The following is a 25695-nucleotide window of genomic DNA, read 5'->3' on the forward strand; positions in this document are numbered from 1 at the left end:
CACCAGACTCGTAATGTGACGTAACCGACATTGCACCTGGAGTTCGGTGGGCGCATGATTCGGAACCATGAGTTCCGAAACTACTGGTTCCGTTAAAAGAGTGGTGCGGGCCGGGGGGATCCTCGTGTTCCTGGCCTGCCTGCACCTGGTCTCGACCGCGCTGCTGAGCATGGAGCACATCCCTGGCTGGTTCCGGGGCGAGCTGTGGTTCTTCCCTCCAGGGCCGGACGACTTCGCGCACCTGGCGCCGGGCGTCGGCGCGTTCTGGCTGGTCTGGGGGAGCTTCGGCGTGCCGCTCGGGCTGGTCGGGGCGCTGGTCGTCGGCCTCGGACGGCGCGGCCAGGTGCCGGGCGCCTACCTCGGGATCGTCGTGACCCTGTGGGCTCTGTCCAGCGCCGCCGTACTGGAGCCCTCACCCTTCGTCCTCGCGGTGATCCCCGGCGTCATGCTGCTGGCGGCCGCTCGCAAGCGCGGGGTCGTCGCCGAAGTGGTATCCGGGTAATCGGGGGGATTGGTTCTTGGTGGGGGCCACTCGCGGGCCTAGCGTCGCCGGCATGATCAGTGTCGCTCCCGACTACGTCCACATCCGCAAGCGCCTGTCCTCCGGCGAGCGGCTCAGCCTGCCCGGGGTCGGCTTCAAGTGGTACGACCTGCACGCCGAGGACCGCGAGATCCCCGAGGCGGTCCGCAAGGAGGCCCGCGACTTCGTCGCCGACCACCTGCCCGAGATCACCCCGGCGGGCGAGCTGGGCTTCGTCATCCTGCACCGCGTCGGCGACGCCTACCTGCTGCTCGTGTGCACCTGGCGCAACGAGAACGAGCTGTGGGAGACCGTCTACGGCAAGGCCGAAGGCGCCTTCGGCCTGCTGCGGTTCGACGAGACGCACAAGGGCACCTACTGCGTGTGGGAGCTGGGCGCCGTCCTCCACGAGCAGCAGGCCTGGATCCGCTACCTGTTCTCCGCCCGCGACGACGCCGCCCGCCAGGCCTACCTCGCCGACCTGGCCCCCACCGCCCTCATCTGACCTCGCCCGAAGGAAGTCGCGTAGCGGTCCGTACGGTGCCGCGCGGATGCACGGTCAGGCGCGTTGCAGGGTGGCGGGTTCGGTGAGGCGGTTGCTGAAGCGGGCGAGCATGGAGGTCTGGGCGGTTTCGGGGAGGAGGCGGCCGATCATCGGGGGGATGCGCCAGTTGGCGGGGTTGCGCTTGGCCAACCGGGTGACCAGGGAGATGCGCGGGTAGCGGGTCTTCTCGTAGGCGCGCAGCCGTACCGCGGGGTCGTCGCCGCCCTTGGCGAGCTCGCGCCCGAGCACCCACGCGTCCTCGAGCGTCTGGTTGGCGCCCTGCCCCAGGGTGGGCGGCATGGTGTGGGCGGCGTCGCCGATCAGGGTGATGCGTCCCTCCCCCACCACCTCGCGGACCTTGTTCCAGTGGTGCCCGAAGAAGCCGAGATCCTCCTCCGACGCGGCGGCGAGCACCTCGGGGACGGGCGAGGCCCAGTGCCCGAACCTGCGCCTGAGCTCGGCCAGCGGCGCCGCGGGCCGCGGATCGGCGGGCGACCAGCGCACGTCGAACCACCACTGCAACAGGCCGTCGCCGCCCGGCATGAGCCCGCACGCGCCCTCCCGTCCGGTGATCATGAGATGGTGGTGCGTACGTGCGAGATCGATGTCGATCGGGCTGAGGCCCTGCCAGGTGCCGAAGGTGGCCGGCTGGACGGAGCCGTCACCCCACAGGTGGCGCCGTACGACCGAGTGGTGGCCGTCGGCCCCGATGAGCAGGTCCCCGGTGGCCGTCGAGCCGTCGGCGAAGGTGGCCGTGACCTTGCCCTGGTCCTCGGTCACGCTCTGGCAGGCCATGCCGTACCTGACGAGGTCCTCGGGCAGGCCGTCGGACAGGCGTCGATGCAGGTCCTGGCGGGCGATCGCCTTGGTCTCGAAGCCGAAGCGGCCGGCCGCGTGGGCGAGGTCCATGCTGGTGCGCAACCGGCCGTCCGAGGTCAGCGCGTCGATCCGGTCGATGCGGCAGCCGACGCCGTCCAGGCTGACGCCGAGATCGTGCAGTACGGCGGTGCCGTTGCTCCAGATGAGCACCGCCTTGCCGCCCGTCCGCCTGGTCGGGGCCTGCTCGAAGACCCGCACCCGGTGACCGTCGGCCAGCAGCGACCGCGCGACCGCGAGGCCGCCCACCCCGGCGCCGATGACAAGAACGTCCATATCTCCTCCACATCGGAGTATCTTCGATTCGAAGATACATCGCGGTGGAGTAGGTTAGGAAAGTGGCCCACAAGCGTCCGGAAGACGCCGTCTTCCGCGAGTTCCTGATCGCGGTGCTGCTGCACAACGAGGCGGTCGCCGACCGGCTCGGCCTGCAACCGGTCGACGTCGCCGCCACGATCCTGCTGGAGATGCGCGGCCCGCTCGCCGTGGGAGCGATCTCCGAGGAGCTCGGGCTGCCGTCCGCCTCGACGACCCGGCTGATCGACCGGCTGGAGAAGGCGGGCTACGCGCGCAGGGTGCGCGGCGAGCGCGATCGCCGCACGGTCACCGTGGAACTGGTCGAGGGCGGCCTTGACGACTACGACGCCGCCTGCGAGTCGTCCAGGCGGCACCTGGAGACGGTCGGCATGCACTACGGACCGGAGCAGGTGCCGCTGCTGCTGGACATGTTCGCCCGCGTCGGCCAGGCCTACCGTGCGGCCACCAGAGAACTGCGCGACAGGACCTAGGCCCGATCGGGTCAGCCCAGCAGGGCGCGGGTGGCGGGGACGACCTCGCGAGCCCAGCGCAGCAGCTGGGTGGCGTCGGGGTTCTCCGGCCAGTAGACGAAGGTGTCGAAGCCCGTCTCGGTGGCCAGGGAGGCGAGGATCTTCGCCCACTCCCGCGCGCTGGTCCTGATCGGGTTCTCGCCCTCGAGCCGCACCGGCGCCGGGGCCTCGGTGATGTCGCCCACCAGCTGCGCCATCCGGGTGATCGAGGCGGGGTCCCGGCCGGCGTCGCCGGCGGCCTTGTCGATGATGTCCTGCGAGGCCCGCCACTTCTCGTAGGGCAGGTAGTGCGGGATCGGCGCCGCCCAGCCGTCCGCCAGCCGCCCGGTCACGGCGTGAGCGCGCGGGCCGACGCTGCCCACCCAGATGCCCACCCGGTGCAGCGGCGCGGGTCCCCCGTGCACGCCCTTGACCGTGTAGTGCTCACCCTCCACGCGTACCCGCTCGCCCGGCCGCCACATGGCGCGGATGATCTCGATCCCCTCGACCATCGCCTGCAGCGCCTCGCCCGAGGTACGCGTGGGGCCGCCCATGGAGGCGATCGCCGGCCAGAAGCCGCCCGACCCGAGCCCCAGCTCGAACCGGCCGCCACTCAGCAGGTCGAGCCCGGCCGCCGCCTTGCCGAGCATCGCCGGGCCCCGTAGCGGCAGGTTGGCCACATCGGGGAACACCCGCAGCCGCTCGGTCTCGGTCAACACGGTGGCCATCAACGCGAACGCGTCCACGTGCTCGGCGGCATAGGGATGATCCTGCACGCCGAGCAGGTCGAGCCCTTCCCGATCGGCCATCCTCGCCAGCTCGCGGATGGAGCTCACCTGCGCCGCCGTGGGCGCGAGCTGGATTCCGAACCTGGGCATCAACGTACCTCTCTCGCTGTACTCAATGAGATCTACGTTTCTACCCCGACCGCCCCGGTCAGGCACCCATCGGGGTCACCACCAGGCGGCAGGCGAACCGGACGATCGCGCCGTCCTGGCAGGAGGACCGGCCACCGGCGGCGATCCGTGGATCCGCGACCTCGTGGCCAACGGCATCGCGATCGGCCTGATCGCCCCCCACCCCAGCGCCGAACTGGTCACCGTGGCGACCGAGGGCGTCTTCCACGCCCTGGACACCTGGGCCCTCGACCACCCCGGACGAACCCGGCCTCGGCGACACCCTCACCCTGTTCCTGGCCCGCCTCTGGCGCTAGGCATCTTGCGGGACGAACAGCTGTGTGCACCTAATGGGTAGTAGTTCCGGTCCTGCCTGTGTGCCCTTTCCGGACCGCTGACCGCCGATGCCGACACGGAAGCGACGGCTCGCAGGCAGGCAGACCTGCGGGCGGGGGCGCCATGGGGACGGTGAGCGGGGGCGGCCGTCGGATCCGCGCGGTGGCCGGCTTGGCGGTTGCCGTGCTGCTGGCGGCGGGGACCGCCGGGTGGAAGGACGAGGGGCCCAAACCGGCAGGCCCGCCCTCCTATGCCCCGGCGCCGTGTCCGAAACCGAACCTGGCCGGCGTCCCCGCGCTGGGCCCGCACTTCAGCTGCGGGTACCTGACCGTGCCGGAGAACCGTGCCAAGCCCGGCGGGCGCACCATCAGGATCGCCGTGGCCCGGCTCGAGTCCACCGCGGCGCGGCCCAAGCCCGACCCGGTGGTGTGGCTGACCGGTGGGCCGGGCGGGTCCGGGCTGCTGGATGCCTTCACCGTGACCAGGCTCAAGCCGGCGATCAATGCCGACCGGGACGTCGTCTTCGTCGATCAGCGCGGTACCGGACGCTCCGATCCGCTGCTGAACTGCCCGGAGATCGACGCGTTCACCCGCGAGTCCGTCACGCTGCTGTCCACCGACCCGGAAACCACCCGCAAGGGCGTCGAAGCGACCCGGGCGTGCCGCACCCGGCTCGCCCGGATGGGCTACGACCTGGCGGCGTACAACACCACCGAGAACGCCGCAGACATCGCCGACCTGCGCACGGCGCTGGGCATCAAGGAATGGAACGTCTACGGGGTGTCCTACGGCACCGATCTGGCCCTCCAGCTGCTGCGCGACCACCCGCAGGGCATCCGCGCCATGGTCCTGGACTCCGTCGTCACGCCCCACCTCAACCTCCTGGACGGCTTGTGGCTCAATGCCGCCGACCAGTACAAGGCCATGTTCGCCGCCTGTACGGCCCAGCCGGCCTGCCGGGCGGCCTACCCCGGCCTGCGGGCGGAGTTCACCGCGACCGTGCGGCGCCTGGACCGCGAACCGCTGTCCGTGACCGTGCCCGGCGAGGCGGGAGCCCTGGTGTTCGACGGCTACCAGCTGGCCAACATGGTGGTGGTGGCGGCCCTGCCGCCCTGGGCGCTGACCACCGTGCCGGCCGCGGTGCACGCCCTGGCCTCCGGCAACGGCCTGCCCGCGGCCAAGACGGTCCTGGCGGGCCAGTCCCCGCCCGGCTTCGTCGGCTGGGGCCTGTTCTACGGGGTGGTCTGCCGTGAGCAGGCGGCCTTCACCGACCGCCGGAAGGTGCGGGCCGCGGCCAAGGCCGCCCTGCCCGGCTTCCCCCGCCGGGTGCTGTCTCTGCTGCCGCAGCAGGAGTTCGTCGGCCGGATCTTCGCCGACTGCGCGGCCTGGGACGTCGGACGTGCCGATCCCCGGGTCACGGCACAGACCCGCAGCGACGTGCCCACCCTGTTGATGTCGGGAACCTTCGACGGGCCCGCGGGGACGCGGTGGGCCGCGGCCGCCGCCACCGGCCTTTCCCACTCGCGCGCCCTGCTGTTTCCCGGGCTCGGCCACTCCGTGCTCCTGCAATCAGGATGCGCCCGCACGATACTGGCCGGCTTCTTCGATCAGCCCGCCGGCGGCTACGACGCCTCCTGCGTCGACACGCTCACCGTTCCCCCGTTCGCCACCGGCCGTCTTTCACGACCCAGGCCAGGAGCCCGATGACGAACCCGTAGACGGCCACCAGGCCGTGCCCGTTGCTCTGGGCGAACCATATCGCCAGCCCCAGCACGGGCACGGCGGCCGCGAGCAGCCGCCGTTTCGGGATCCGGGTCCGCAGCAGCAGCGCCGCCGCCAAGGTCGCCCCCAGGAAGTAGGTGGCCCCGGAACTGCCCGCGAAGTTGCGCGGATCCGTGCTCGGCCCGCCCATCCCGAGCAGCGCGTCGATCCGCTCCGGCAGGAAGATCCCGCCCGCGAAGAGCACCACCGTCAGCGGCCCGCCCCAGAACCACTGCGCCAGCCCGGCCACGAGGGCCAGCGTCGCGATGTTCCACACGGTTCCGGCCACTCCCCCGTTCTGTATGAAGACCGAGGTCACCACCCGCCACCACCCGGTCTTGCGCGGGTCGTCGTCGAGGGCGTCCATCGCCCCTGCCCAGACCAGCTGGATCACGACCCCGGTCACTGCCAGCGCGGCCAGCCCCACCGCGACCCACGGAACGGACCTGCCGCCCAAGGATCCCCGCCCGACCAGCGCCAGCCCGCTGTTGATCATCATGACCATCAGCGCGGCCGTGGTCGCGAAGAACAGCACCCCACTCACGGCAGCCCCTTTCGAACACTGTTTGAAACCGCCGCGGGCGACGCTAGCACAAGATTCAAACAGTGTTCAAAATGCGCTACGGTACGGCTATGAAGCTCACCCAGGAGCGCATCGTCGACGCCGGGATGGCCACCTTCGCCGAGGTCGGCTACCACGGCCTGTCCATGCGCCAGGTGGCCCAGCGCCTCCACGCCAGGGCGGGCAGCCTCTACTACCACGTCAAGAACAAGGACGACCTGCTCGCGCTGATGGCCGACCGCGTCTGCCACCACGCCTACGACGCGGGTACGGTCGCCATGGAAGCCCTCCCGCCCGAGGCCACCTGGCGGGACCGGGTCGAGGCCCAGGCCGTCACCCTCCGCCGGAGCCTGGTGGAGCATCCCGGCGGCGCCATCCTGCTGGCCGACAGCCCCAAGATGCTCAGCACCGGAGGCCTGTCCCTGATGGAACGCCTCCTGCGCACCCTGCTGGACGCCGGCGTCCCCGCCGAGCACAGCGGCATCGCCGCCGACACCCTCCTGAGCTATATCACCGGGTTCGTCCTGCAGGAGCAGAGCGAGTCCGAGCTGCCCGCCATCACCGCTGAGCGCTACGCCGACCTGCGCAGCCGCTTCCCCCTGACCATCGAGCAAACCCCGCGCCACAGCCAGGACGAGAAGTTCCGCCGGAGTGTCCAGCTGCTCTGCACGGCCGTCGAATCCCTCATCACGGCGCGAGTGTCTTGAGGGTGGCCGTGCCGCCGGGGTCGCGGTCGGTGCTGACCGGCACCAGGGCGACCTCGTCCACGCCTGCCTCGGCATAGGCGGACAGCCGCTCCCTCACCTCCGCGGCGTCGCCGAGGAGGGCGACCGAGGCGACCAGTTCGTCGGGCACGGCCTCAAGCAGCTCCCTGGGATGGGGCAGGGTGCGGGCGAAGGCCACGACGTCGGCGAAGCCGGCCTCGGCGAACATCTCGCCGTACCCGGGCGCCGCCAGGTAGCCCACCACCGCACGGCGGATCCGGTCGATCGCCTCCCTGTCGGGGTCCACGGCGGCGATGACCCAGGCGGCCACGGTCACGGCCCGGTTCACCGTACGCGCGAGCCGGGCGGCGGAGGCGGGCGTGACGAGGTTGAGCACCATCCGGTCTGCCAGCGCGGCGGTGCGGACGGCCGACGGGCCGAAGGCCGCGACCGTGAGGCGCGAGCGCGGGGCGGGCAGGCGCAGGCGGTAGCCGTTGCTCGCCACGCAGGAACCGGCGTAGGCGGAGCGCTCGCCGTCGAGCAGCGGCCGGAGGGCCTGGACGGCCTCGCGCAGCGCGGTCGCCGGCCGGGCGCGCGAGCGGCCGTGCCATCCCTCGACGACGAGCGGGCTCGAGGTCCCGATGGCCACGTCCACCTGCCGCCCTGTCAGGTCCGCGACGGAGGCGGCGCCCATGGCGATCATCATCGGATCGCGGACGGCCACCGCCAGCGGCCCGACGGTCAGCCGGATCCGCCGCGTGGCCAGCCCGATCGCGGTGGCCAGGGCGAAGGCGTCGTAGGTGGCCATCTCTCCCACCCACAGCTCGGGGAACCCGAGCTCGTCGGCCGCGCGGGCGGTCACCAGCGCCTCCGATGCGGGCCTGTCCTGCCACAGCCCCAGCGAGACGGAAAGCCTCATACCCGCTCCAGCAGAACGGCCGACCCGGATCCCGCGGCGCCCGAGACCGCCGCCACGCCGTACCGGGCGCCGCGGCGGTGGAGCTCGTCGACGCAGGCCGCGATGAGGATGGCCCCGGTGGCGCCGAAGGCGTGCCCCATCGCGATGGTCCCGCCGTTGACGTTGAACCGGTCGTCGCCGACCCCGAGGTCGCGCTGGAACTTCAGGCACAGCGCCGCGAAGGCCTCGGCGAACTCGAACACCTCCACCTCGTCGGCCGACAGCCCCGCGCCGACGAGGACCTGGGTCACCGCCCGCTGCCCGGCGGTGAGCATGGTGACCGGGTCGGAGACGGCCGTGGCGCCGCCGACCACCCGGGCCAGGGGCGCGAGGTCCAGATCGGTGCCCACGAGCACCAGCCCGGCGGCGTCGCACAGGCTGGGCGAGGTGCCCCTGGTGTGCAGGTGGCGGATCTCGCTCAGCTCGGGCAGGTGCTTGAGGACGACCGCGTCCTGCGCGGGGGTCCCGGCGAAGGCGGGCTCCATCCCCGCGAAGGCCTCGATCGTGAGGCCCGGCCGTACGTGCTCGTCGCGCTCGAGCCCGTTCAGCAGGACCAGTGACCGGTCGTAGCGCCCGCCGGCCCACGCGGAGGCGGCCAGAGTCTGGGTGCGCAGGCCGTACAGGTCCAGCTCGGAGCGGGTGTAGCCCTCGAGGGTGGCGACCGTGTCGGCGGCGACGCCCATGTGGATGGAGCCGACCGGCAGCGACCACAGCGGGCCGCGGTCGGAGAACATCGGCACGCGCGAGACCGACTCCACCCCGCCCGCGACGACGGTACGGCAGGCCCCGGAGGAGACCAGCGCGGCGGCGGTGCGGACGGCGTCGATGCCGGAGGTGCAGTAGCGGTTGACGGTCATGCCGGGCGCCTCGAAGCCCGAGGTGAGGGCGGCGGTGCGGGCCAGGTTGCCGCCCTGCTCGCCGTGCTGCGTGGCGCAGCCGACGATCAGGTCGTCGGCCATGGTGACCCCGGTACGCTCGGCCAGCGCGCCGAGCAGGCCTTCGAGCATGGCCAGCGGCGTGACATCGGCCAGGCCGCCGCCGGGGCGGGCCTTGCCGCGCGGGGTGCGGACGCAGTCGTAGACGTAGACGTCGTTCATCGCAGCTGCTCCGCGCGGACCCAGGTGGCGTGGAAGCCGAGCGGCACCCGTTGCGGCAGCAGCACGCGGGCGATCGGCCCTTCGGATAGGCGGGACGCGGCCAGGATCCGCACCTCGGAGCCGCTTTCCGAGGTGACGAAGCTGACCAGGTAGCCGTCGTCCTCGCCGGTCGAGCCGTCGCGCGGGGCGAAGGGCGCCTCGCTGCCGTAGACGCCGGGGCCGTAGGAGTAGGTCTCCTTGGCGCCGGTGAGGTTGTCGTAGCGGACCAGCCCGTCGAACAGGTTGGTCTCGGCGTCGGCCACGGACACGTTGTAGGCATAGCGGGTGCGGTAGCCGGTGGAGCGGGCGTCGATCGAGGGGAACTCGGTGTTGTGGTCGGCGTCCACGTACTCCTCGGACGTGCGGCCCGTCCGCAGGTCGAAGCGGTAGCGGTACATCCGCGCGTCGAGCTTCAGATACGAGATCATCCGTGCCAGCGGCGAGCCCTGGCCCGCGGGCGCCGGGCGGGAGACCCGGCACACGTCCAGGACGATCTCCTCGTCCTCCTCCCAGGCGTTGACGACGTGGTAGATGTAGCACGGCTTGGCCTCGAACCAGCGGACCTCATGACCGCGCCGCGGAATCACCCCGAAGCGCGACGGCAGCTCCCTGTTGAACGTCAGCTTGTAACGCCCCAGCCGCGCCGCGTCGAGATCCTGATAGAGCGGCAGATCCATGAGAATCGCGTAGTTCTCGGTGATCGCCATGTCGTGCGGCAGCCGCGCCCCCGGCAGGTCCAGCTCCACGCTGTGCTCGACCCGGCCGCTCGGCCCGACCACGCCGTAGCGCAGGTACGGCGGGCGCGGCCCGTAGTCGAACCAGAACAGCTCCCCCGTGCGCTCGTCCACCTTCGGATGCGCCATGAAGTCGCCGTTGAGCGTGTCCAGGAAGGTGTCCGCCCCCAGCGTCTCCAGCGACAGCGGATCCAGCCCGTACGGCGAGCCGCACAGATACCACGACGCGAGCACCCGCCCCCGGTGGAAGATCAGGTCGGTGTTGGCCGTGTCCTTGAACGGCAGCCCACGCGCGTTGCCGAACGGATTGCCCTTGGGGTTCTCCATGACGCCGGTCCACAGGGCCCTCCCCGCGGCCGACTCGGCCTCGAAGGCCCGGGTACGCACCCACCGGTTGCGGTAGCGGGCGCGGCCGTTCTCGAAGTGCACGGCGTGAACCATGCCGTCGCCGTCGAACCAGTGGTAGCGCCCCTTCATCGGGAAGCGGGCGTTGGGCCCGTTGCGCAGGTAGACGCCGTTGAGGTCCGTGGGGATCCGCCCGATCACCGTCAGCTCGTCGGCGGTGATCTCGTCCTGGACCGGGGCGTAGACGCCCAGGAGATACGGGTTCCGCTCGCCCGACTCGTCAAGGATCACGACACTTTCGGCCATGCTCGGAAACTACGATAGGCGAAGCCAGGCGTCAATTGACGCGCTGACTTTTGTTTTCGTAGTGTTGCGGCCATCACACCCCATGGGAGTCGCGATGACGCATTCCGCGGAACGGATCGCCCGCTACACCGCCGAGGGATGGTGGACGGGGGACACGATCGACCAGCTCCTCATGACGCACGTGGCGGCCCGTCCCGGTGAACCGGCGATCGTGGACCCGCTCAACAAGGCCGACGGCCCGATCAGGCGGCTGACCTGGGGGCAGCTCGGCGCCGAGGTGTCCAGGGTGGCCGGCGTCCTGCACGCCCGGGGCATCGGTCCCGGCGACGTGGTGGCCGTCCAGCTGCCCAACGGCGTGGACCTGGCGGTGAGCTTCCTGGCGATCATCCGGCTCGGTGCCACGGTCACGCCGTTTCCCGTGCAGTACCGCGAGTACGAGCTGGCCCAGTTACTGCCGCTGTCCGGCGCCCGGCTGCTGGTCACCGGCGGCGAGTCCAGGGCGCCTGCCGGCACCCCGACGCTGTCGTGGCCGATGGACGCCTCCGGCCCGGCAGCGCCTGCGCGCGAGGCCGACCCCGCCGAGCGGGTGACGATCTGCTGGACCTCCGGCACCGAGGCCACCCCGAAGGGCGTGCCACGCTGCCACTACGACTGGCTCGCGGTCGAGGCCGTCTGCACGGCGGCGCCCGCGCTCACCGCCGGCGACGTGATCCTCAACCCGTTCCCCATGGTCAACATGGCCGGGATCGGCGGCGTCTTCCTGCCTTGGCTGCGGGTCGGCGCGCTGCTGGTCCAGCACCACCCCTTCGACCTGCCCACCTACCTCGCCCAGCTCGCCGAGGAGAACGTCACCTACACCCTGGCCCCGCCCGCGCTGCTCACCATGCTCCTGGACCGGCAGGTCGGGCTACCCTCCTCCCTGACCAGGATCGGCTCGGGCTCGGCCCCGCTGCCGCCGCCGATGGTGCGCGGCTGGCAGGAGCGGCACGACATCTCGATCATCAACTTCTTCGGCTCCAACGAGGGCACCTGCCTGCTGTCGGACCCCGCCCGCATGCCGGATCCCGAGATCCGCGCCCGCTTCTTCCCCCGGCCCGCCATACCCGTGCGCACCAAGCTCGTCACCCCGGACGGCGAGGAGATCACCGAGCCCGGGACGCCCGGCGAGCTGCGGCTGAGCGGCCCGACCGTCTTCGCGGGATACCTGCCCGGCACCGCCACGACCGACCCGTTCGACGAGGACGGCTACCTCAGGACCGGCGACCTGTTCGAGATCGCCGGCGAGCACGGGCAGTACCTGCGCTATGTCGACCGCGCCAAGGACATCATCATCCGCGGCGGCATGAACATCGCCCCCGCCGAGCTGGAGGCCCTGCTCGCCGGGCACCCGTCGATCGCCGAGGTCGCGGTCGCCGGCTACCCCGACGAGGTGCTCGGCGAGAAGGTCTGCGCGGTCGTGGTCGCCAAGGGTGAGATCTCGCTGGAGTCGGTCGTGGCCTTCCTGCGCGACAAGGGCATCGCCTCCTACAAGCTTCCCGAACGGCTGGAGCTCGTGGACGCGCTGCCCAGGAACCCTGTCGGCAAGATCCTCAAGAGGGAGCTGAAGCTGTGATCCGCATCCTGGGCGGTTACCAGACCGACTTCGCCCGCTCCGGCGCCGGCCTGTTCGAGCTGCTGCGCGAGGCCTCGCTCGGCGCCCTGGAGGCGGCGGCCGTACCGGCGCGGGACGTGCAGGTCGCGCACGTCGGCAATCTGGCGGGCGAGCTGTTCGCCGGGCAGGCCCAGCTGGGCGGCATGATCGCCACGATCGACCCGGCGTGGGCGATGCTGCCGGCCTCCCGGCACGAGGCCGCGTGCGCCTCAGGATCGATGGCGGTCCTGGCGGCGATGGCCGACCTGGAGGCGGGCCGCTACGACGTCGCGCTGGTCGTCGGCGTCGAGTTGATGCGCAACGTCGGCGCCAAGCAGGCCGCGCAGCACCTGGGCTGCGCGGCCTGGGCGGGGCGCGAGGCCCAGCACGCCGACTTCCCCTGGCCCGCGCTGTTCGCCTCGATCGCCGACGAGGTGGACGAGCGTTCCGGGCTCTCCCACGACCACCTGGCGCGCATCGCTGAGATCAACCACGGCAACGCGCTGCGCAACCCGCTCGCGCAGACCCGCTCCTGGTCGTTCCCTCCCGGCTGCTTCGGCCAGGACGACACCCTCAACCCGGTGGTCGAGGGGCGGCTGCGCAAGTACGACTGCGGCCGCATCACCGACGGCGCCGCCGCCGTCATCCTCGCCTCGGACCGGTACGGCAGGCCGGGGCCGGCCGTCTCCGGCTGGGGCCACCGTACGGCGCCGATGCTGCTGGCGGACAAGCTGGCCACGCGCGAGCCGTACCTCTTCCCCCACCTGCGGCGGGCCGTCCTGGACACCTACGCCCGCGCGGGCCTGGAGGGCCCCGCCGACGTGGACGTGATCGAGACCCACGACTGCTTCACCATCACCGAGTACGTGGCCCTCGACCACCTGGGGCTCACGCCGCCGGGAGAGTCCTGGCGGGCGATCGAGTCCGGCATGATCGACTTCGACGGCTCCCTGCCGGTCAACCCGTCGGGCGGGCTGATCGGGCTCGGCCATCCCGTCGGCGCCACCGGGGTCCGGATGCTGCACGACGCGGCCCGCCAGGTCTCCGGTACGGCGGGCGACTGCCAGGTCCCCGGCGCCAGGACGGCGCTCACGCTCAACCTCGGCGGCAGTTGCACGACGGTCGCCCTGTTCGCCGTGACCGCTCAGAATCCGCGGTAGCTCCCGTCCCCGCCTGCGCCGTCGGTTCGGAGTAGTCGGTGCGGATCACCAGCAGGGGGTACGAGAAAATGCCGAGCATCCGCCACATCCTGGCGGACATACTGGGGCGTTGTGACGATCTTCTATGTGGTCCAGCATGCCGAGAAGCTGCCGGATCCAGGTGATCCCGGACTCACCGAGCTCGGCCGTCGCCAGGCTGCCCGCACCGCCCGGTGGCTTGGCGAGGCAGGGCTCGCGGCGGTCTTCAGCAGCCCGATGCGGCGCGCCCGGGAGACCGCCGAGGCCATCGCGTCGGCGACCGGCCTCCCCGTGGTCGAGGACGTCCGGCTACGCGAGCGGATGAACTGGGACGGCGCCCAGCCGATCGAGGAGTTCCTGGCCGACTGGGCCACCTCGGTTCGCGACCGCTCCTTCGTGCCCCCGACCGGCGATTCCTCGCAACAGGCGGCCGCCAGGTTCCAGGGTTTTCTCCGCGACCTGGCGGAGGCGGCGGGACCGATCGCGGTGTGCACGCACGGCGGCGTCACGGTCGATCTCCTGCGCACGCTGATCGGCGACCGGGCATTGGCACCGAGCCTGCTCGAGAACGGCGTCCCACCCTGCGCGATCACCACCATCGACGGGCAGGTGGTGCGGAGCGTCGCCGCTGTCCACCACCTGGCCTGAGGCGTCACCGGTTGTCGTACTCGTCGTGGCGGCGGAACCAGAAGGTGCCCTCGCCCTCGTTGCGGCCGAGAGGGGCGCGGTCCAGCCACTGGTACATGCCCCAGAGGCCGTCCAGCCCCCGGGCGTACGCCGAGTAGGTGTGGTAGACGACGCCGTCCTCGATCGCGAACGCGCTCATGCCGGGGCTCTCGCGGGTGTAGGTCGGCCAGTCCGTGCCGACCGGCGACAGCTCGCTCGGCCAGGGGTTCTGAGGTCTGAAGTCCTGGTCGCGGTAGTTGTAGGTGGTGTGGCCCGAGCGCCACTCCTCCTCGGTGTGCGCCACCCCGAAGTCGTGGTTGAAGTCGCCGCCGAACGACGACGCCCAGGGGAAGCTCCACCCCATCCGCTGCTTGTACTCCCGCAGCTTGGCCAGCGGGGCCCGCGACACCGCGCAGAGCGTGACGTCGTGGTTGGCGAGGTGGACGGCGAACCCGTCGAAGCCGTCCGCGATCGCCGAGCAGCTCGGGCATCCCGCCTGGTAGTCGGGCCCGAACATGAAGTGGTAGACGAGCAGCTGCGATCTGCCCCTGAAGAGGTCCGCGAGGGACGCCCTGCCCTCATCGGTCTCGAAGTCGTACTCCTTGTCGACGCGGACCCACGGCAGCTCCTGACGCCACCGCGCCAGCTCGTCGCCTCGTCTGGTCAGCTCCTTCTCGGCCTCGAGCAGCTTCACCCGGGCCTCGAGCCACTCCTCGCGCGTGCCGGTCCTGTGAGCGGTCATCGTTTCCCTCCCTTCCTCGGCGGCGCGGGCAGGCAGGAGATCCCAGGTGACGACCATGCCCCAGCGCCACCACTTTCAGCATCAGTCCCGGACATGACCGGACGCAAGTCGTGGGGATCCCGGCCGGATCCCCACGACGCTTACTCGGGGTCGGCACCGGGCGGGCCGCACATGGGACCGTTCGGGCCGGTGGTGCAGGGAGCAGGGGGTTGAGCCTGTGCCTGGGCAGGCAGGGACAGGGTCCCCACGAAGGCCGCGGCCGACAGCGCGACGGCGACGACGCTGATTGCGGGACGGAGACTCCGCGCGGCGGGGTCAGGTGGGACCCCGCTCCCAGGTCAGCTTCCGCAGATGACCGTTGAATGAAGGATTCCCTGGGCGTGATTGGCGGGATGCGAACGTGAATAGACGGTCCAGGCGTTCTCGCCGGAGCGGTAGGAGTCCGTGATGGTCATACCGGGCTCGCTTCTGGGATGGTGACTGCCGCCACCGCCGCCGTAAAGCACCGTTCCTGCCGGACATTCCGCGGTGGCCGATGTGTATTCGCCGGCTCCGAAGAAGAGCGGACCGCTTATCCACTGGCCGCCGCCGAGGATCCGCATACCGTCCGGACAGTGGAGAAGGGAGATTTCCCTGGCGCCGTTCGGGCCGACATTGAACGGGGTGCCGCGGACTTCTTTGTAGTCGGTGAGGCCGCTTCCGCAGACCGCGTAGCCGCGCGATCTTACGTTGCGGAGGCCCATCATCAGCGGCAGTAGCCGACGCGGACAGACCCATCCCCAGGACCGCGGTCAGCGATATGCCCGTCACCAGAAGCATTTTCCTACCCACCGGATTCTCCCGCCCCTATAGCCGTCAACTCCTTGACGCAAGGGACGCTACCCGCGACTCGAATACCCCGACCGGCGCCGTTCCGATCAGCGGACCAGCCGGTGTCAACACGGCATCGCGCGCGTCTGGCTCACTGCGCTCCTGCTGGGGGAATGGCGAAGTGCATGGCGGTGCGGCGTAGGGGGTGGCCGCACGAGCGGCACCGGAGGTAGGGGCGGAAGGGCTTGCCGCAGGTCCGGTGGGTGATCTCGAGGTCCGTGCCCGAGTACCAGCGCTGCGCCCAGTCGACGATGACGGCGAAGATGCCGAAGAAGTCCAGCCCCTTGTCCGTCAGGCGGTACCGCGGGCGCGCGCCCGGCTCCTCCACGGCCAGCACGCCCAGCTCCGTGAACCGCCGCAGCCGGTGCGACAGCACCGAAGGGGCCACGCCCAGCTCGGACTGGAAGTCGGCGAAACGCCGCATCCCCAGGAAGGCCGCCGCCAGGATCACCGTGCTCCACCGGTCACCCAGCAGCTCGAACGTCTCAGGGAAGTACGACAGCGGGTCCCGCTCACCCCGCACGGTCCTGCGATGGTGCCGCGGCACCGTCACCTGCGCGAACGTCGCCTCCCCCCGCACCGTCACGGTGTCCCGCGCGGTCACGGGCGCCTGCCCGCAGCTCTCGCACCCCAGCTCGACATCGGTACGGTTGCCACAGGCGTCATGCGTCAGCTCAGGCAACCCGACCCGGCGCGGCACCCACCGGCGCTCCCACGACCAGATCTCCACCAGCAGCGGCCACAGCTCGATCGCCCGCTCGGTCAGCAGGTACTCGGTCCGCGTCCGCCCCTGCTCCCGATAGGGCACGGGCCGCAGCAGATCCCCGGCCACCATCTCCTTGAGCCGGTTGGCCAGCACCGACTCGGACATGCCCAGCTCGTCCCGCCAGTCGGCGAAGCGCCTGATGTGCAGGAGGAAGGCCCGCTGCAGGATCAGCAGCGTCCACTGGTCGCAGATCGCCAGCAACGCCTGCCCGATCGCGCTCGGCCGCTCAGCCACCCACGCCCCCTCCGCCGACGAGCTACTTCGCCTATAAAAGCATGCCAGGCCGAGGGCGAAGGCGTGCCCGCCGACGTCGGCCGCCGCCACGGCGACGGTGCCACGTGGTCGCCCCCGGTGGCTTCCCCTCCCAGCCGTTGGTCAGGTCGAACACGTGCCGCCCGACCACCAGCGCGCCGATGCCCTCCCAGATCGGCCTGCTCATCACGTCTCCCGGATGTGCCGCCCCTGCCGTGCAACACGATAATCGGCTCGAACAAAGCCGTCGCGGCTGTCATCGTGGCGAGATGGGCGTACGGAAAGCGGTGCCGGTCGACTACGACGACGATCCCGAGCGCTTCGCCGCCAACCTGACGGCGAAGGCCAGGTACGCCTCCGGCGACGTGCACCCCATCGTCGCCGCTCGATTGGTCGCGGAGGGCGCCTCCCCGATACTCGACGCGGGGGGCGGGACCGGGCCGCTGGCGCGTCTGCTGGCCGACGCCGGGGTGCCGGCCGTGGTGGCGGACATCGCCGAGCACGTACGGCAGGCGCCGCGGCCCGCCGTACAGGCCGACGCGCGGGCGTTGCCGTTCGCCGATGCGGTCTTCGGCGCCGTGGCGGGCCTGTGGATGCTGTACCACTTCGCCGACCCGATCCCGGTGCTCAGGGAAATGCGCCGGGTGCTGCGGCCGGGCGGCCTGCTCGCGGTCTCGGCGCCCAGCCGGCGCAACGACCCGGAGCTGGCGGCCGTCCTGCCGGACTGGGGCGCCCCGTTGAGCTTCGACGCCGAGTCGGCGCCCGCCGTGGTCGGCGAGGTCCTGGACGTGGTGGCGGTGACGTCGTGGGACGAACCGATGCTGCGGCTGCCCGACCGGCGGGCCGTGGCCCTCTATCTGCGCGGCCGGGGTCTGGCCGAGGCGGCGGCTCGGGATGCGGCGCTTCGCGTCGAGGCTCCGGTGCGGGTGACGAAACGAGGAGCGCTGGTCTGGGCGGTCAGGCGATGCCGTTGAGCAATGTTTGCAGGCCGCGTTCGAACTGGTCCTTCAGTCCCTGCTCGTCCATGGGTGGGGCGGGGGCGTCGTCGCTGGTTCGCGGGTCGCGGCCGGCCAGGAGGGCCTCGGTGTGCGGGTACTGGCCGGTGGCCAGCTGGGCCATGCCGTACTCGATGAGGGCGTTGGTGGTCTCGGGGTCGGACTGCGCCGTCCTGGCGCGCGCGTACGACTCCCCCGTGCGCAGGGCGCTGCCGAAGACGTAGGAGTCCACCAGCGCCAGCAGGTCGAACTTGGCCGTGTCGTCCATCCCGGTGCCGGCGAGCGCGGCCAGGCACTGCTCGAAGTGGCGCATGGCGTTCGGGCCGAGCTGGGCCCCCTGCAGCGAGACGACCGCCCACGGGTGACGGACCAGCGCCGCCCAGGTGCGCCGGGCGATCATGGTGATCGCGTCCCGCCAGTGCTCCGGCAGTTCCCCCTCGGGCACCAGCGCCTCGGCCATCAGCGCGTCGTCCATCAGGGCGACGAGCTCGTCCTTGGTCTTCACGTAGTTGTAGAGGGTCATGGTGGCCGCGCCCAGCTTCGAGGCCACGTTGCGCATGGACACCGCGTCGAAGCCCTCCTGGTCGGCGATCCGCAACGCTGCCGCGGCGATCTGCGCACGGCTGAAGCGCGGGCCACGGGTCTGCGGTTCCGGCCGCGCCCAGATCGGCAGCGCACTCTCCTCCGTTGACATGACGTACAGCGTACATATAACGTACGGCATACGTTATCAACGTACGTCGTACGCCATATCTGGAGGAACGATGATCCGCGATTTACTCCACCGGACGACGCACCTCGTGCCCGGAGTCCCCGAGCACGCCGACCTGCCGCCCGGCCACCAGGGCAGGACGCGGCACGGCCGTTCGTGGAATCACTCGGCGCATCACTCAGCCGCCCGTCCGCCGCGCGTGCTGGTGGGCTGGCAGCGCAGGATCGCCGCCTTCTTCGGCCAGGAGCCGTCGTGAAGGCCGTGGTCCTCCACGAGCTCGGCCAGCCGCCCCGCGTCGAGGACGTTCCCGAGCCCGTGCCCGCGGACGGCCAGGAACTCGTACAGGTCACGGCCTGCCCGCTGACCAACTTCGACCGGGCGCACGCCGCGGGAACCCACTACTCCAAGCCCGCGGCACTGCCGGCGGTCCTGGGCTTCATCGCCGCCGGGCGGCTGGGCGACGGCACCCGGGTGCTGTTCGGCTCGCCCGCGGGGACCATGGCCGAGTACGCCGTCACCGCCCGCGAGTGGTGCAAGGAGATCCCCGACGGCCTGGACGACGAGACCGCGGCCGCCGCGCAGAACCCGGCGCTGTCGGCATGGATGGGGCTGGACTGGCGGGGCAAGCTCGAGCCGGGGCAGAACGTGCTGATCCTCGGCGCCACCGGCGTCACGGGAAAGCTGGCCGTCCAGCTCGCCAGGCGGATGGGCGCGGGGCGCGTCGTGGCGGCCGGCCGTAACGAGGGCGTCCTGGCAGAACTGCCGCGGCTCGGCGCCGACGCCACCATCCAGCTCTCCCAGCCCGACGACGCGCTGCGCGAGGCCTTTGCCGCCCATGACTACCACGTCGTCCTCGACTACCTGTGGGGACACCCGACCGAGGTGCTGCTGAGCTCCCTGGGAACCACCGACATGGAACTCCGGCATGCGCCGATCCGGCTGGTCCAGGTCGGGGTCATGGCCGGCTCGCACATCAGCCTGCCCGCCGAGGTGCTGCGCAGCAGCAGCCTGGAGATCGTCGGCGCCGGGAGCGGCAACGCCGCGCCCGTCGACCTCATCACCGCCAAGCTCCACGAGCTGATGGTCCTGCTGGCGAAAGGCGAGCTGCGCATCGACGTCAACCGGGTCCCGCTCGCCGAGGCCCGGACGGTGTGGGACCTCGACCAGCGGGGCCGGCGGACCGTGCTGATCCCCTAACCGACGGGAATGAACAGGGCCTCGAACGGCGCTTCGCCGACGCCGGCGGTGACGTGCCCCGACCCGGTGGTGTCGGCGGCGAGCACCAGGTCACCGGGGCCGAAGCGGCGGCTGCTGCCGTCGCTGACCGTCACCTCGATCGTCCCGCGCAGCATCACCACCCACTGCTCGCGCGGCGCCGGGTGCGCGGTGCTGTCGAACGCGGCGCTCCGCAAGAACTGCACGCCGCCGCTCGACGGCACCGCGCCCACCGCCATGTCCGGCACCCCGTCGGCCACCCGCTGCGTGGCCAGAGTGATCTCGCCGTCCTCGAACGCCGATCCGCCGTCCAGGGTGCGGGCGATCCTGGTGAAACGCATCAGCTCGCCCCGATGAACTGGTGGTCGGTGCGGATCCGGCCTTCACCGTCCAGCGCCACCACGTCCAGCCCGCCCCCGACGACCTCGCGCGTGGCGGTCGACACCATCGACCACCGGATGGCGATCACGTTGGACAGCAGGACGGACGGCTCCCCCGCGGCCTCGAAGACGTGCTCGCCCGGCTCGACGAACATCTCGTAGGCCCGGGTCACCCTGGCCTCCAGCGCGTCGTACCCGTGGACCTCCAGCGGAGGCACGGGAAAGGCGATCGCGGCGGCGGCAGCGCGGATCTCCTCGGGCGGGTCCACCAGCACCTGGTTGCCATCGGGCGCCCACAGCTCGCGGATGAGCGCGCTGCGCGTGGCGGGGTCGGGCTCGTTCCAGAGGGCGACGTAACGGTCTGCCAATTCTTTGCTCATGTGCAGCATGGTGCTGGCTTGCCTGCCGTACCGCGATTCCCTGCAGGGAATGGCGCCGCATCAGGCATCCGGTATGAATAGCGACATGACGGTGTTGGCGGAACCTGACCAGTTCGCTCACGAGCTGCGGCGGTGGCGGACGCGCCGCCGCTTCAGCCAGCTCGACCTCGCGATCAGAGCCGACACGACCCAGCGGCACCTGAGCTTCCTCGAGCAGGGCCGCTCTCGTCCCGGACGCGCCATGGTGGTACGGCTGGCCGAGTCGCTCGGCCTGTCGCTGCGCGACCGCAACGACCTCCTGCTCGCCGCGGGCTTCGCCCCCGTCTACGCGGAGTCGAGCCTCGACGCCCCCGAGCTCGGCCCGGTGCGCGAGGCCCTCGATCGCATCCTCGATGGCCACCTGCCCTACCCGGCGGTGGTCGTCAAGCCGTACGGCGAGCTGGTCGCGGCCAACGCGGCCTTCGCCGTCCTGTCCGAGGGCGCCGCGCCCGCGCTGCTCGAGCCGCCGATCAACGTGCTGCGCCTCGCCCTGCACCCCGACGGGATGGGCCGCCGGGTCGAGAACCTGGCCGAGTGGGGCCGCCACATCACCGGCAATCTCCGCGACCAGCTGCGCCAGAGCCCCGACCCCGGCCTGGACGGGTTCGTCGCCGAGCTCGACGGCTACCTTCCCGACGCGGACCCGCCCGCCGGCCATCTCGGCTTCGCCGTACCGCTGCGCCTGCGCGTGCCCGAGGGCGAGCTCCGCCTCATCACCACGCTCACCTCCTTCGCCACCGCGGTCGACGTCACCCTGTCCGAGCTGCGCCTGGAAGCCTTCCTCCCCGCCGACGCTGAGACCGCCGAGATCCTCACCCGGCGCGCCCGATCCTGACGTCAAGACCTGCACATCTACGGCGAGCCGACGAGGTGCTCGGCACCGTTGTCGTGAACATGCAGGTGTGAGTGGATCGGAGAAGGCCGCATCGGCGAGGCTCGTCCTGCTGACGCTGGCGTCGGGGCAGTTCCTGATGGCGCTCGACACGTCCGTGATGAACGTGGCGATCGCGACGGTGGCCAAGGACGTGGGGACCACGGTGGCCGGGGTCCAGGGCGCGATCGCGGCGTACACGCTGGTCATGGCCGTCCTCATGATCCCCGGCGGCAAGCTCGGGGCGATCATCGGCCGTAAGCGCGCGTTCACGATCGGGTGCGTGATCTACGGCTGCGGATCGTTCACCACGTCGATAGCCCCGAACCTGCCCGTTCTGCTGCTGGGCTGGTCGTTTCTCGAAGGGGTCGGTGCGGCGCTGATCCTGCCCGCGATCGTGGCGCTGGTCGCGGGAAACTTCGTCAAGGAGCAGCGGCCGGCCGCCTACGGGCTGGTGGCGGCGGCAGGGGCGATCGCGATCGCGGTCGGTCCTCTCATCGGCGGGCTCGCCACGACCTACTTCTCCTGGCGGTGGGTGTTCGCAGGGGAAGTCGTGATCGTGCTGGTCATCCTGCTGCTCGCCCGGCGGGTGGCCGACGCGCCACCGGACCGCCACCCGCGCATCGACGTCATCGGGGCCGTCCTGTCGGCGCTGGGGCTCGGGGTCTTCGTCTACGGCGTGCTGCAATCGGATGTGTGGGGCTGGTTCGCCCCCAAGCCGGGCGGGCCCTCCTGGTTCGGGATCTCACCGGTCGTGTGGCTCATGCTGGCGGGTGTGTTCCTGATCTGGCTGTTCATGCAGTGGGAGCGCCACGTCGTGCGGCGGGGCAAGGAACCCCTGGTGGACCCCGAGTTGCTGCGCAACCGGCAGCTCGTGGGCGGCCTGACGATGTTCTTCTTCCAGTACCTGACGCAGATGGGCGTCTTCGTCGTCATCCCGCTGTATCTGTCGGTCGCGCTCGGGCTGTCCGCCCTGGCCACCGGCGCGCGCATCATGCCGCTCTCCCTGCCGCTGCTGGTGGCCGCGCTGGCCATCCCCCGCCTGCTTCCCCAGGCCTCCCCGCGGCGGCTGGTGCGCGCGGGGATGCTGTCCGTGATCCTGGGCGCGGTCGTGCTGCTCGCGGCGCTGGAGGCCGGTTCGGGGCCCGAGATCGTCACCGTTCCGCTGCTGCTGATCGGCCTGGGCATGGGCACGCTGGCCTCCCAGCTCGGAGCGGTCACCGTCTCGGCGGTGCCGGACGAACGCAGCGCGGAGGTCGGCGGCGTCCAGAACACCGTCACGAACCTGGGCGCCTCCATCGGCACCGCGCTCGCCTCCTCGATCATGATCACCATGCTGACGACCTCGTTCCTCACCGCCGTGGAGCTCAACCCGGCGATCCCCGCGCAGGTCAAGCAGCAGGCGCAGGTCCAGCTCGTCGCCGGCGTGCCCTTCCTGTCAGACGCCCAGCTGAAGACCGCCCTCGACGAGGCCGGCATGCCCGCCGAGGTGACCCAGGCGGCGCTGCAGGCCAACGCCGACGCCCGCATCGTCGGGCTCAAGGCCGCCCTGGCCATCCTCGTGCTCACCGGACTCATCTCGCTGTTCTTCGTGCACCTGATCCCCAGCGTCCAGCCGGGATCCACCGGCCGGACCGGCGAAGGAGCCACATAACCCGCCAGGTGTACTCCCGGGGGCGTAGATCCGGCGGGCTTTCGTCCCTGCGTGGTACGGGCGAATGCGCTTTCTGTGTGACGTTCCGCGAGCGCGGGTGGACGACGATTTCGGGTCATGAGGACCCGGCGTGCCGATCGTCGTCCGGGTCTCGACCCGTTGAGGGAGACACCCATGTTCTTGCGCATCGCGATCACGATCCAGACCATCGCCCTGCTGGTGCAGGCCATCACCGCCGGGCTGCTGCTGTCCACGGCCGGCGGGCGGACGGCGCACATGACCACGGCCATCGCCGTGGCGGTCGCCGTGCTGCTGCACCTGGTCGCCGCGCTGATGACGCGGCGGCGGAACGCCATCTCGCCCGCTGTGACCATGCTCCTGGCGACGCTGGTCCAGATCGCGCTGGGCGTGAGCCACGTGAAGGCCGTACACGTGCCGCTCGGCGTGATGATGTTCGGCGCGAGCATGATGCGGCTCGGGCAGGTCTGGCCGGCCCGCCGTACCGACGCGGTCGCGGCGTGAGGCTCACCAGGCGGCAGGCGCTGCTCGGCCTGGGCGGGGCAGCGCTGACCCTCTCGGGCTGCTCGCTGCTGCGCGGCACCCCGCAGCCCGCGCAGCTGAACGGCACCGCGCGGCTGCCCACGCCGTACGCCGTGCCGCTGCCACGGCCCGCGGTGGCCAAGCCGTACAAGAGCGACGGCCAAGCCGACTACTACGAGCTCGTGCAGCGCGTGGCCGAGGTGGAGATCCTGCCCGGCCTGCGCACCCCGATCTGGGGGTACGGCGGGCAGTTCCCCGGACCCACCATCCAGGCGCGCAGCGGGCGCAGGACCGTGGTGCGCGTCACGAACACGCTCGGCGTGCCGACCGTCACCCATTTACACGGCGGGCACACCCCGCCGGACTCCGACGGCTACCCCACCGACCTGGTCCAGCCGGGGACCCACCGCGACTACGTCTTCCCGCTGGAGCAGCGGGCGGCCACGCTGTGGTACCACGACCACCGCATGGACCAGACCGGGCCGCAGGTGTGGCGCGGGCTGGCCGGCCTCTTCCTGGTCGGCGACGAGGAGGAGGCCGCGCTGCCGCTGCCGCACGGCGAGCGGGACGTGCCGCTGCTGATCTGCGACCGCTCCTTCAACTCCGACGGCACCATGCCCTACCCGCCGCGCCACGACGAGACGTACATGGGCGGCGTGCTGGGCAACGTCATCCTGGTCAACGGCGCGCCCTGGCCGTGGCTCGGCGTCGACCGGGCCCGCTACCGGCTGCGGTTGCTCAACGCCTCCAACGCGCGCGCCTACGAGCTGGCCCTGTCGCCCGGCGGCACGCTGACCCAGATCGGCAGCGACGGCGGCCTGCTCGCCGCCCCGCGCCGCCTGGACCGGGTACGGCTGGCGCCGGGGGAACGCGCGGACGTGGTGGTCGACTTCGCCGCCTACCGCGTCGGCGACCAGGTCGAGCTGCGCAACCTGCTCGGTGACGGCCCGCAGGCCAGGGTGATGCGCTTCACCGTGGAGCGGAACGCCCGCGACGACTCGGCGGTGCCCGCGACGCTGTCACGTGTCGAACGGCTCGACCCCGCCCAGGCCACGGTCACCCGCGACTTCGAGTTCAGCAGCGGCGGCCCCGGCTGGCTGATCAACGGCAAGCCCTTCGACGCCCGGCGGGTCGACGCCCGCCCGCGCCTCGGCCAGCTCGAGATCTGGCGGCTGACCAGCGACGTCGCCCACCCCTTCCATCTGCACCTGAACTCCTTCCAGCTGGTGTCGGACGACGGGCCCGCGGAGTGGAAGGACACCCTCGAGCTGCGGGAGGCGCAGACGGTGGAGATAATCACCCGCTTCACCGGCTACCGGGGCCGATACGTCCTGCACTGCCACAACCTCGAACACGAGGACATGGCCATGATGAGCACCTTCGAGGTGATCTGAGGGCTCAGCCGGAGACGGCGCGGGCGAGGCTGTCCTCGATCTGCGCCGCCCAGCCTGACCTGCCGATCACGGAGGATCCATGTCCTAAAAGGGCGATGTCCTCAACATGCGCGCTCCGGCCTGTAGCCTCCTCAGTCACGTGAACATGATCGCGACAACCTGGCCTCCGGCAAGCGGGAGCGTCAGGAAGGGGGCTTGCTCGATGAGATCGGTCAGGGCGGGGCTGATGACCGTGACCGCGGCGGTGCTGGCCGGCACCGCCGTACCCGCGCACGCCGACACAGGCGAGAACTACGGCCAGTACTCGCGCATGGCCGAGCGCAGCGCGGGCCAGTACTGGGCCGACGGCAAGGTGGCGGGCCAGTGGGCGTGGAAGCCGCAGTCCTCGACCACGTCGGGCATCAGCTGGGGCGATCCGGCCACGTGGCCGCCGAGCTACTCCGAGACGTTCGTGCACCGCGGCGACTGGGTGATGCTGGACGGCTGGGCGGACAACGGGACGTACTACAAGCTGCGCATCACCAAGGAGCAGATCGGCGACGCGCGCTGCGAGAACCTGCGGCCGCTCGCGTCGTCGGGGTCGCAGCACTACGTCAAATGGGACATCCCAGCGGCCGCGTACTGCCTGAAGGCCTGGGGGACCATCACCGAGGAGTCCTCGGGGAAGGTCGTCACGTTCGGGCACACCCAGATCTGGTCGCCGCCCGCCCCCTGCTCCAACGCCTACGACCGGGGGCAGACCTGCATCAAGCAGTGGGAGTCGTGGTGGGACGACCAGGGCACGCCCGGTAAGCCGATCACCAGGAAGCTGGAGCGCGACCAGTTCATCGCCAAGGGCATCGGCATGGCCTTCAAGATCCAGCAGTACTTCCCCAAGTCGTGGCGCGCCGACCTGCACGACCACTGGACCTGGTGACCAACTCCTGG

The 25695-nt window shown here is 71.2% G+C and carries 29 protein-coding genes; 16 read left to right on the forward strand and 13 right to left on the reverse strand.

Annotation, left to right across the window (positions count from 1 at the left end; genetic code table 11):
* Positions 1-67: 67 nt before the first annotated feature.
* Positions 68-502: a hypothetical protein gene (locus tag KIK09_RS25180; RefSeq protein ID WP_214321807.1), complete on the forward strand. Its 435-nt coding sequence runs from the start codon at positions 68-70 to the stop codon at positions 500-502.
* Positions 503-554: 52 nt separating this feature from the next.
* Positions 555-1025 (forward strand): hypothetical protein, encoded by a 471-nt coding sequence (locus KIK09_RS25185; protein ID WP_214321808.1) that lies wholly within the window; start codon positions 555-557, stop codon positions 1023-1025.
* A gap of 54 nt (positions 1026-1079) precedes the next feature.
* On the opposite strand, the gene KIK09_RS25190 is transcribed toward KIK09_RS25185, so the two are convergent.
* On the reverse strand, positions 1080-2216 hold the full coding sequence (locus tag KIK09_RS25190) for an FAD-dependent monooxygenase (RefSeq protein WP_214321809.1): 1137 nt from the start codon (positions 2214-2216) through the stop codon (positions 1080-1082).
* A 62-nt stretch (positions 2217-2278) separates the two neighbouring features.
* Here KIK09_RS25190 and KIK09_RS25195 point away from each other — a divergent pair, with 62 nt between their 5' ends.
* Positions 2279-2728, forward strand: coding sequence for a MarR family transcriptional regulator (locus KIK09_RS25195; RefSeq protein WP_214321810.1), 450 nt, complete (start codon positions 2279-2281; stop codon positions 2726-2728).
* An 11-nt stretch (positions 2729-2739) separates the two neighbouring features.
* Here the strand turns inward: KIK09_RS25195 and KIK09_RS25200 are convergent, their stop codons facing one another.
* Entirely contained in the window at positions 2740-3624 is an 885-nt protein-coding gene (locus KIK09_RS25200; protein WP_214321811.1) for an LLM class flavin-dependent oxidoreductase, read from the reverse strand.
* A gap of 58 nt (positions 3625-3682) precedes the next feature.
* Positions 3683-3871 carry a hypothetical protein gene (locus tag KIK09_RS25205; protein WP_214321812.1) on the reverse strand — a complete coding sequence of 63 codons (189 nt, stop codon included), beginning with the start codon at positions 3869-3871 and terminating at the stop codon, positions 3683-3685.
* Between the two features lie 278 nt (positions 3872-4149).
* On the opposite strand from KIK09_RS25205, the gene KIK09_RS25210 reads away from it, so the two are divergent.
* Positions 4150-5685 (forward strand): alpha/beta fold hydrolase, encoded by a 1536-nt coding sequence (locus KIK09_RS25210; protein WP_214321813.1) that lies wholly within the window; start codon positions 4150-4152, stop codon positions 5683-5685.
* Here KIK09_RS25210 and KIK09_RS25215 read toward each other — a convergent pair.
* Positions 5627-6283 carry a hypothetical protein gene (locus KIK09_RS25215; protein ID WP_214321814.1) on the reverse strand — a complete coding sequence of 219 codons (657 nt, stop codon included), beginning with the start codon at positions 6281-6283 and terminating at the stop codon, positions 5627-5629. The genes KIK09_RS25210 and KIK09_RS25215 overlap by 59 nt on opposite strands.
* A gap of 89 nt (positions 6284-6372) precedes the next feature.
* Between KIK09_RS25215 and KIK09_RS25220 the strand changes: the two genes are divergently transcribed.
* Positions 6373-7008, forward strand: a complete 636-nt coding sequence (locus tag KIK09_RS25220) for a TetR/AcrR family transcriptional regulator (RefSeq protein ID WP_214321815.1) — start codon at positions 6373-6375, stop codon at positions 7006-7008.
* On the opposite strand, the gene KIK09_RS25225 is transcribed toward KIK09_RS25220, so the two are convergent.
* Genes KIK09_RS25225 through KIK09_RS25235 form a run of 3 tightly spaced genes read right to left on the reverse strand, consistent with a single transcriptional unit; the run spans position 6989 to position 10484 of the window.
* Positions 6989-7924: an LLM class F420-dependent oxidoreductase gene (locus tag KIK09_RS25225; protein WP_214321816.1), complete on the reverse strand. Its 936-nt coding sequence runs from the start codon at positions 7922-7924 to the stop codon at positions 6989-6991. The genes KIK09_RS25220 and KIK09_RS25225 overlap by 20 nt on opposite strands.
* Positions 7921-9060: an acetyl-CoA C-acyltransferase gene (locus KIK09_RS25230; RefSeq protein ID WP_214321817.1), complete on the reverse strand. Its 1140-nt coding sequence runs from the start codon at positions 9058-9060 to the stop codon at positions 7921-7923. Before KIK09_RS25230 ends, KIK09_RS25225 begins: the two co-directional genes overlap by 4 nt.
* Positions 9057-10484, reverse strand: a complete 1428-nt coding sequence (locus KIK09_RS25235) for a carotenoid oxygenase family protein (RefSeq protein ID WP_214321818.1) — start codon at positions 10482-10484, stop codon at positions 9057-9059. Before KIK09_RS25235 ends, KIK09_RS25230 begins: the two co-directional genes overlap by 4 nt.
* A 94-nt stretch (positions 10485-10578) precedes the next feature.
* On the opposite strand from KIK09_RS25235, the gene KIK09_RS25240 reads away from it, so the two are divergent.
* The 3 genes from KIK09_RS25240 (at position 10579) to KIK09_RS25250 (ending at position 13940) form a co-directional block, all read left to right on the forward strand.
* Positions 10579-12096, forward strand: a complete 1518-nt coding sequence (locus tag KIK09_RS25240) for a class I adenylate-forming enzyme family protein (protein ID WP_250573761.1) — start codon at positions 10579-10581, stop codon at positions 12094-12096.
* Positions 12093-13274, forward strand: coding sequence for an acetyl-CoA acetyltransferase (locus KIK09_RS25245; RefSeq protein ID WP_214321820.1), 1182 nt, complete (start codon positions 12093-12095; stop codon positions 13272-13274). The genes KIK09_RS25240 and KIK09_RS25245 overlap by 4 nt, the downstream gene beginning before the upstream one ends.
* Positions 13275-13385: 111 nt before the next feature.
* Positions 13386-13940 (forward strand): histidine phosphatase family protein, encoded by a 555-nt coding sequence (locus KIK09_RS25250; RefSeq protein WP_214321821.1) that lies wholly within the window; start codon positions 13386-13388, stop codon positions 13938-13940.
* A gap of 4 nt (positions 13941-13944) precedes the next feature.
* Here KIK09_RS25250 and KIK09_RS25255 read toward each other — a convergent pair whose 3' ends face one another.
* The 3 genes from KIK09_RS25255 to KIK09_RS25265 form a co-directional block, all read right to left on the reverse strand.
* Positions 13945-14700 carry a DUF899 domain-containing protein gene (locus KIK09_RS25255; RefSeq protein ID WP_214321822.1) on the reverse strand — a complete coding sequence of 252 codons (756 nt, stop codon included), beginning with the start codon at positions 14698-14700 and terminating at the stop codon, positions 13945-13947.
* Positions 14701-15038: 338 nt separating this feature from the next.
* A complete protein-coding gene (locus KIK09_RS25260; RefSeq protein WP_214321823.1) occupies positions 15039-15446 on the reverse strand; it encodes a hypothetical protein in 408 nt (135 codons plus the stop codon).
* A 215-nt stretch (positions 15447-15661) separates the two neighbouring features.
* The gene (locus tag KIK09_RS25265) at positions 15662-16570 is read right to left on the reverse strand and encodes a winged helix-turn-helix transcriptional regulator (RefSeq protein WP_214321824.1); all 909 of its coding nucleotides are present in this window, start codon (positions 16568-16570) and stop codon (positions 15662-15664) included.
* 287 nt (positions 16571-16857) lie between these two features.
* Between KIK09_RS25265 and KIK09_RS25270 the strand changes: the two genes are divergently transcribed.
* Positions 16858-17562, forward strand: coding sequence for a class I SAM-dependent methyltransferase (locus KIK09_RS25270; protein ID WP_214321825.1), 705 nt, complete (start codon positions 16858-16860; stop codon positions 17560-17562).
* Here KIK09_RS25270 and KIK09_RS25275 read toward each other — a convergent pair.
* Complete coding sequence (locus KIK09_RS25275) at positions 17546-18277, reverse strand: TetR/AcrR family transcriptional regulator (RefSeq protein ID WP_214321826.1); 732 nt, start codon at positions 18275-18277, stop codon at positions 17546-17548. The two genes, KIK09_RS25270 and KIK09_RS25275, sit on opposite strands and share 17 nt — an antisense overlap.
* Before the next feature lie 70 nt (positions 18278-18347).
* On the opposite strand from KIK09_RS25275, the gene KIK09_RS25280 reads away from it, so the two are divergent.
* Together KIK09_RS25280 and KIK09_RS60130 are read left to right on the forward strand one after the other, a co-directional pair.
* On the forward strand, positions 18348-18551 hold the full coding sequence (locus KIK09_RS25280; RefSeq protein WP_214321827.1) for a hypothetical protein: 204 nt from the start codon (positions 18348-18350) through the stop codon (positions 18549-18551).
* Positions 18548-19492 carry a quinone oxidoreductase family protein gene (locus KIK09_RS60130; protein ID WP_214321828.1) on the forward strand — a complete coding sequence of 315 codons (945 nt, stop codon included), beginning with the start codon at positions 18548-18550 and terminating at the stop codon, positions 19490-19492. The genes KIK09_RS25280 and KIK09_RS60130 overlap by 4 nt, the downstream gene beginning before the upstream one ends.
* On the opposite strand, the gene KIK09_RS25290 is transcribed toward KIK09_RS60130, so the two are convergent.
* Both KIK09_RS25290 and KIK09_RS25295 read right to left on the reverse strand, forming a co-directional pair.
* A complete protein-coding gene (locus KIK09_RS25290; protein ID WP_214321829.1) occupies positions 19489-19851 on the reverse strand; it encodes a cupin domain-containing protein in 363 nt (120 codons plus the stop codon). The two genes, KIK09_RS60130 and KIK09_RS25290, sit on opposite strands and share 4 nt — an antisense overlap.
* A complete protein-coding gene (locus KIK09_RS25295; protein ID WP_250573762.1) occupies positions 19851-20270 on the reverse strand; it encodes a hypothetical protein in 420 nt (139 codons plus the stop codon). Before KIK09_RS25295 ends, KIK09_RS25290 begins: the two co-directional genes overlap by 1 nt.
* A gap of 85 nt (positions 20271-20355) precedes the next feature.
* Here KIK09_RS25295 and KIK09_RS25300 point away from each other — a divergent pair, with 85 nt between their 5' ends.
* From KIK09_RS25300 to KIK09_RS25320, 5 genes are all read left to right on the forward strand, one after another.
* Positions 20356-21144, forward strand: coding sequence for a helix-turn-helix domain-containing protein (locus tag KIK09_RS25300; RefSeq protein WP_214321831.1), 789 nt, complete (start codon positions 20356-20358; stop codon positions 21142-21144).
* Between the two features lie 67 nt (positions 21145-21211).
* Entirely contained in the window at positions 21212-22834 is a 1623-nt protein-coding gene (locus KIK09_RS25305) for an MFS transporter (protein WP_214321832.1), read from the forward strand.
* Positions 22835-23008: 174 nt separating this feature from the next.
* On the forward strand, positions 23009-23356 hold the full coding sequence (locus KIK09_RS25310) for a hypothetical protein (RefSeq protein WP_214322151.1): 348 nt from the start codon (positions 23009-23011) through the stop codon (positions 23354-23356).
* On the forward strand, positions 23353-24768 hold the full coding sequence (locus KIK09_RS25315; protein ID WP_308164276.1) for a multicopper oxidase domain-containing protein: 1416 nt from the start codon (positions 23353-23355) through the stop codon (positions 24766-24768). Before KIK09_RS25310 ends, KIK09_RS25315 begins: the two co-directional genes overlap by 4 nt.
* Positions 24769-24970: 202 nt before the next feature.
* Entirely contained in the window at positions 24971-25684 is a 714-nt protein-coding gene (locus KIK09_RS25320) for a hypothetical protein (RefSeq protein WP_214321833.1), read from the forward strand.
* Positions 25685-25695 lie beyond the last annotated feature (11 nt).

Origin of the sequence: Nonomuraea sediminis (assembly GCF_018531495.1) — a bacterium.
In the GTDB taxonomy this organism is placed as follows: Bacteria; Actinomycetota; Actinomycetes; order Streptosporangiales; family Streptosporangiaceae; genus Nonomuraea; species Nonomuraea sediminis.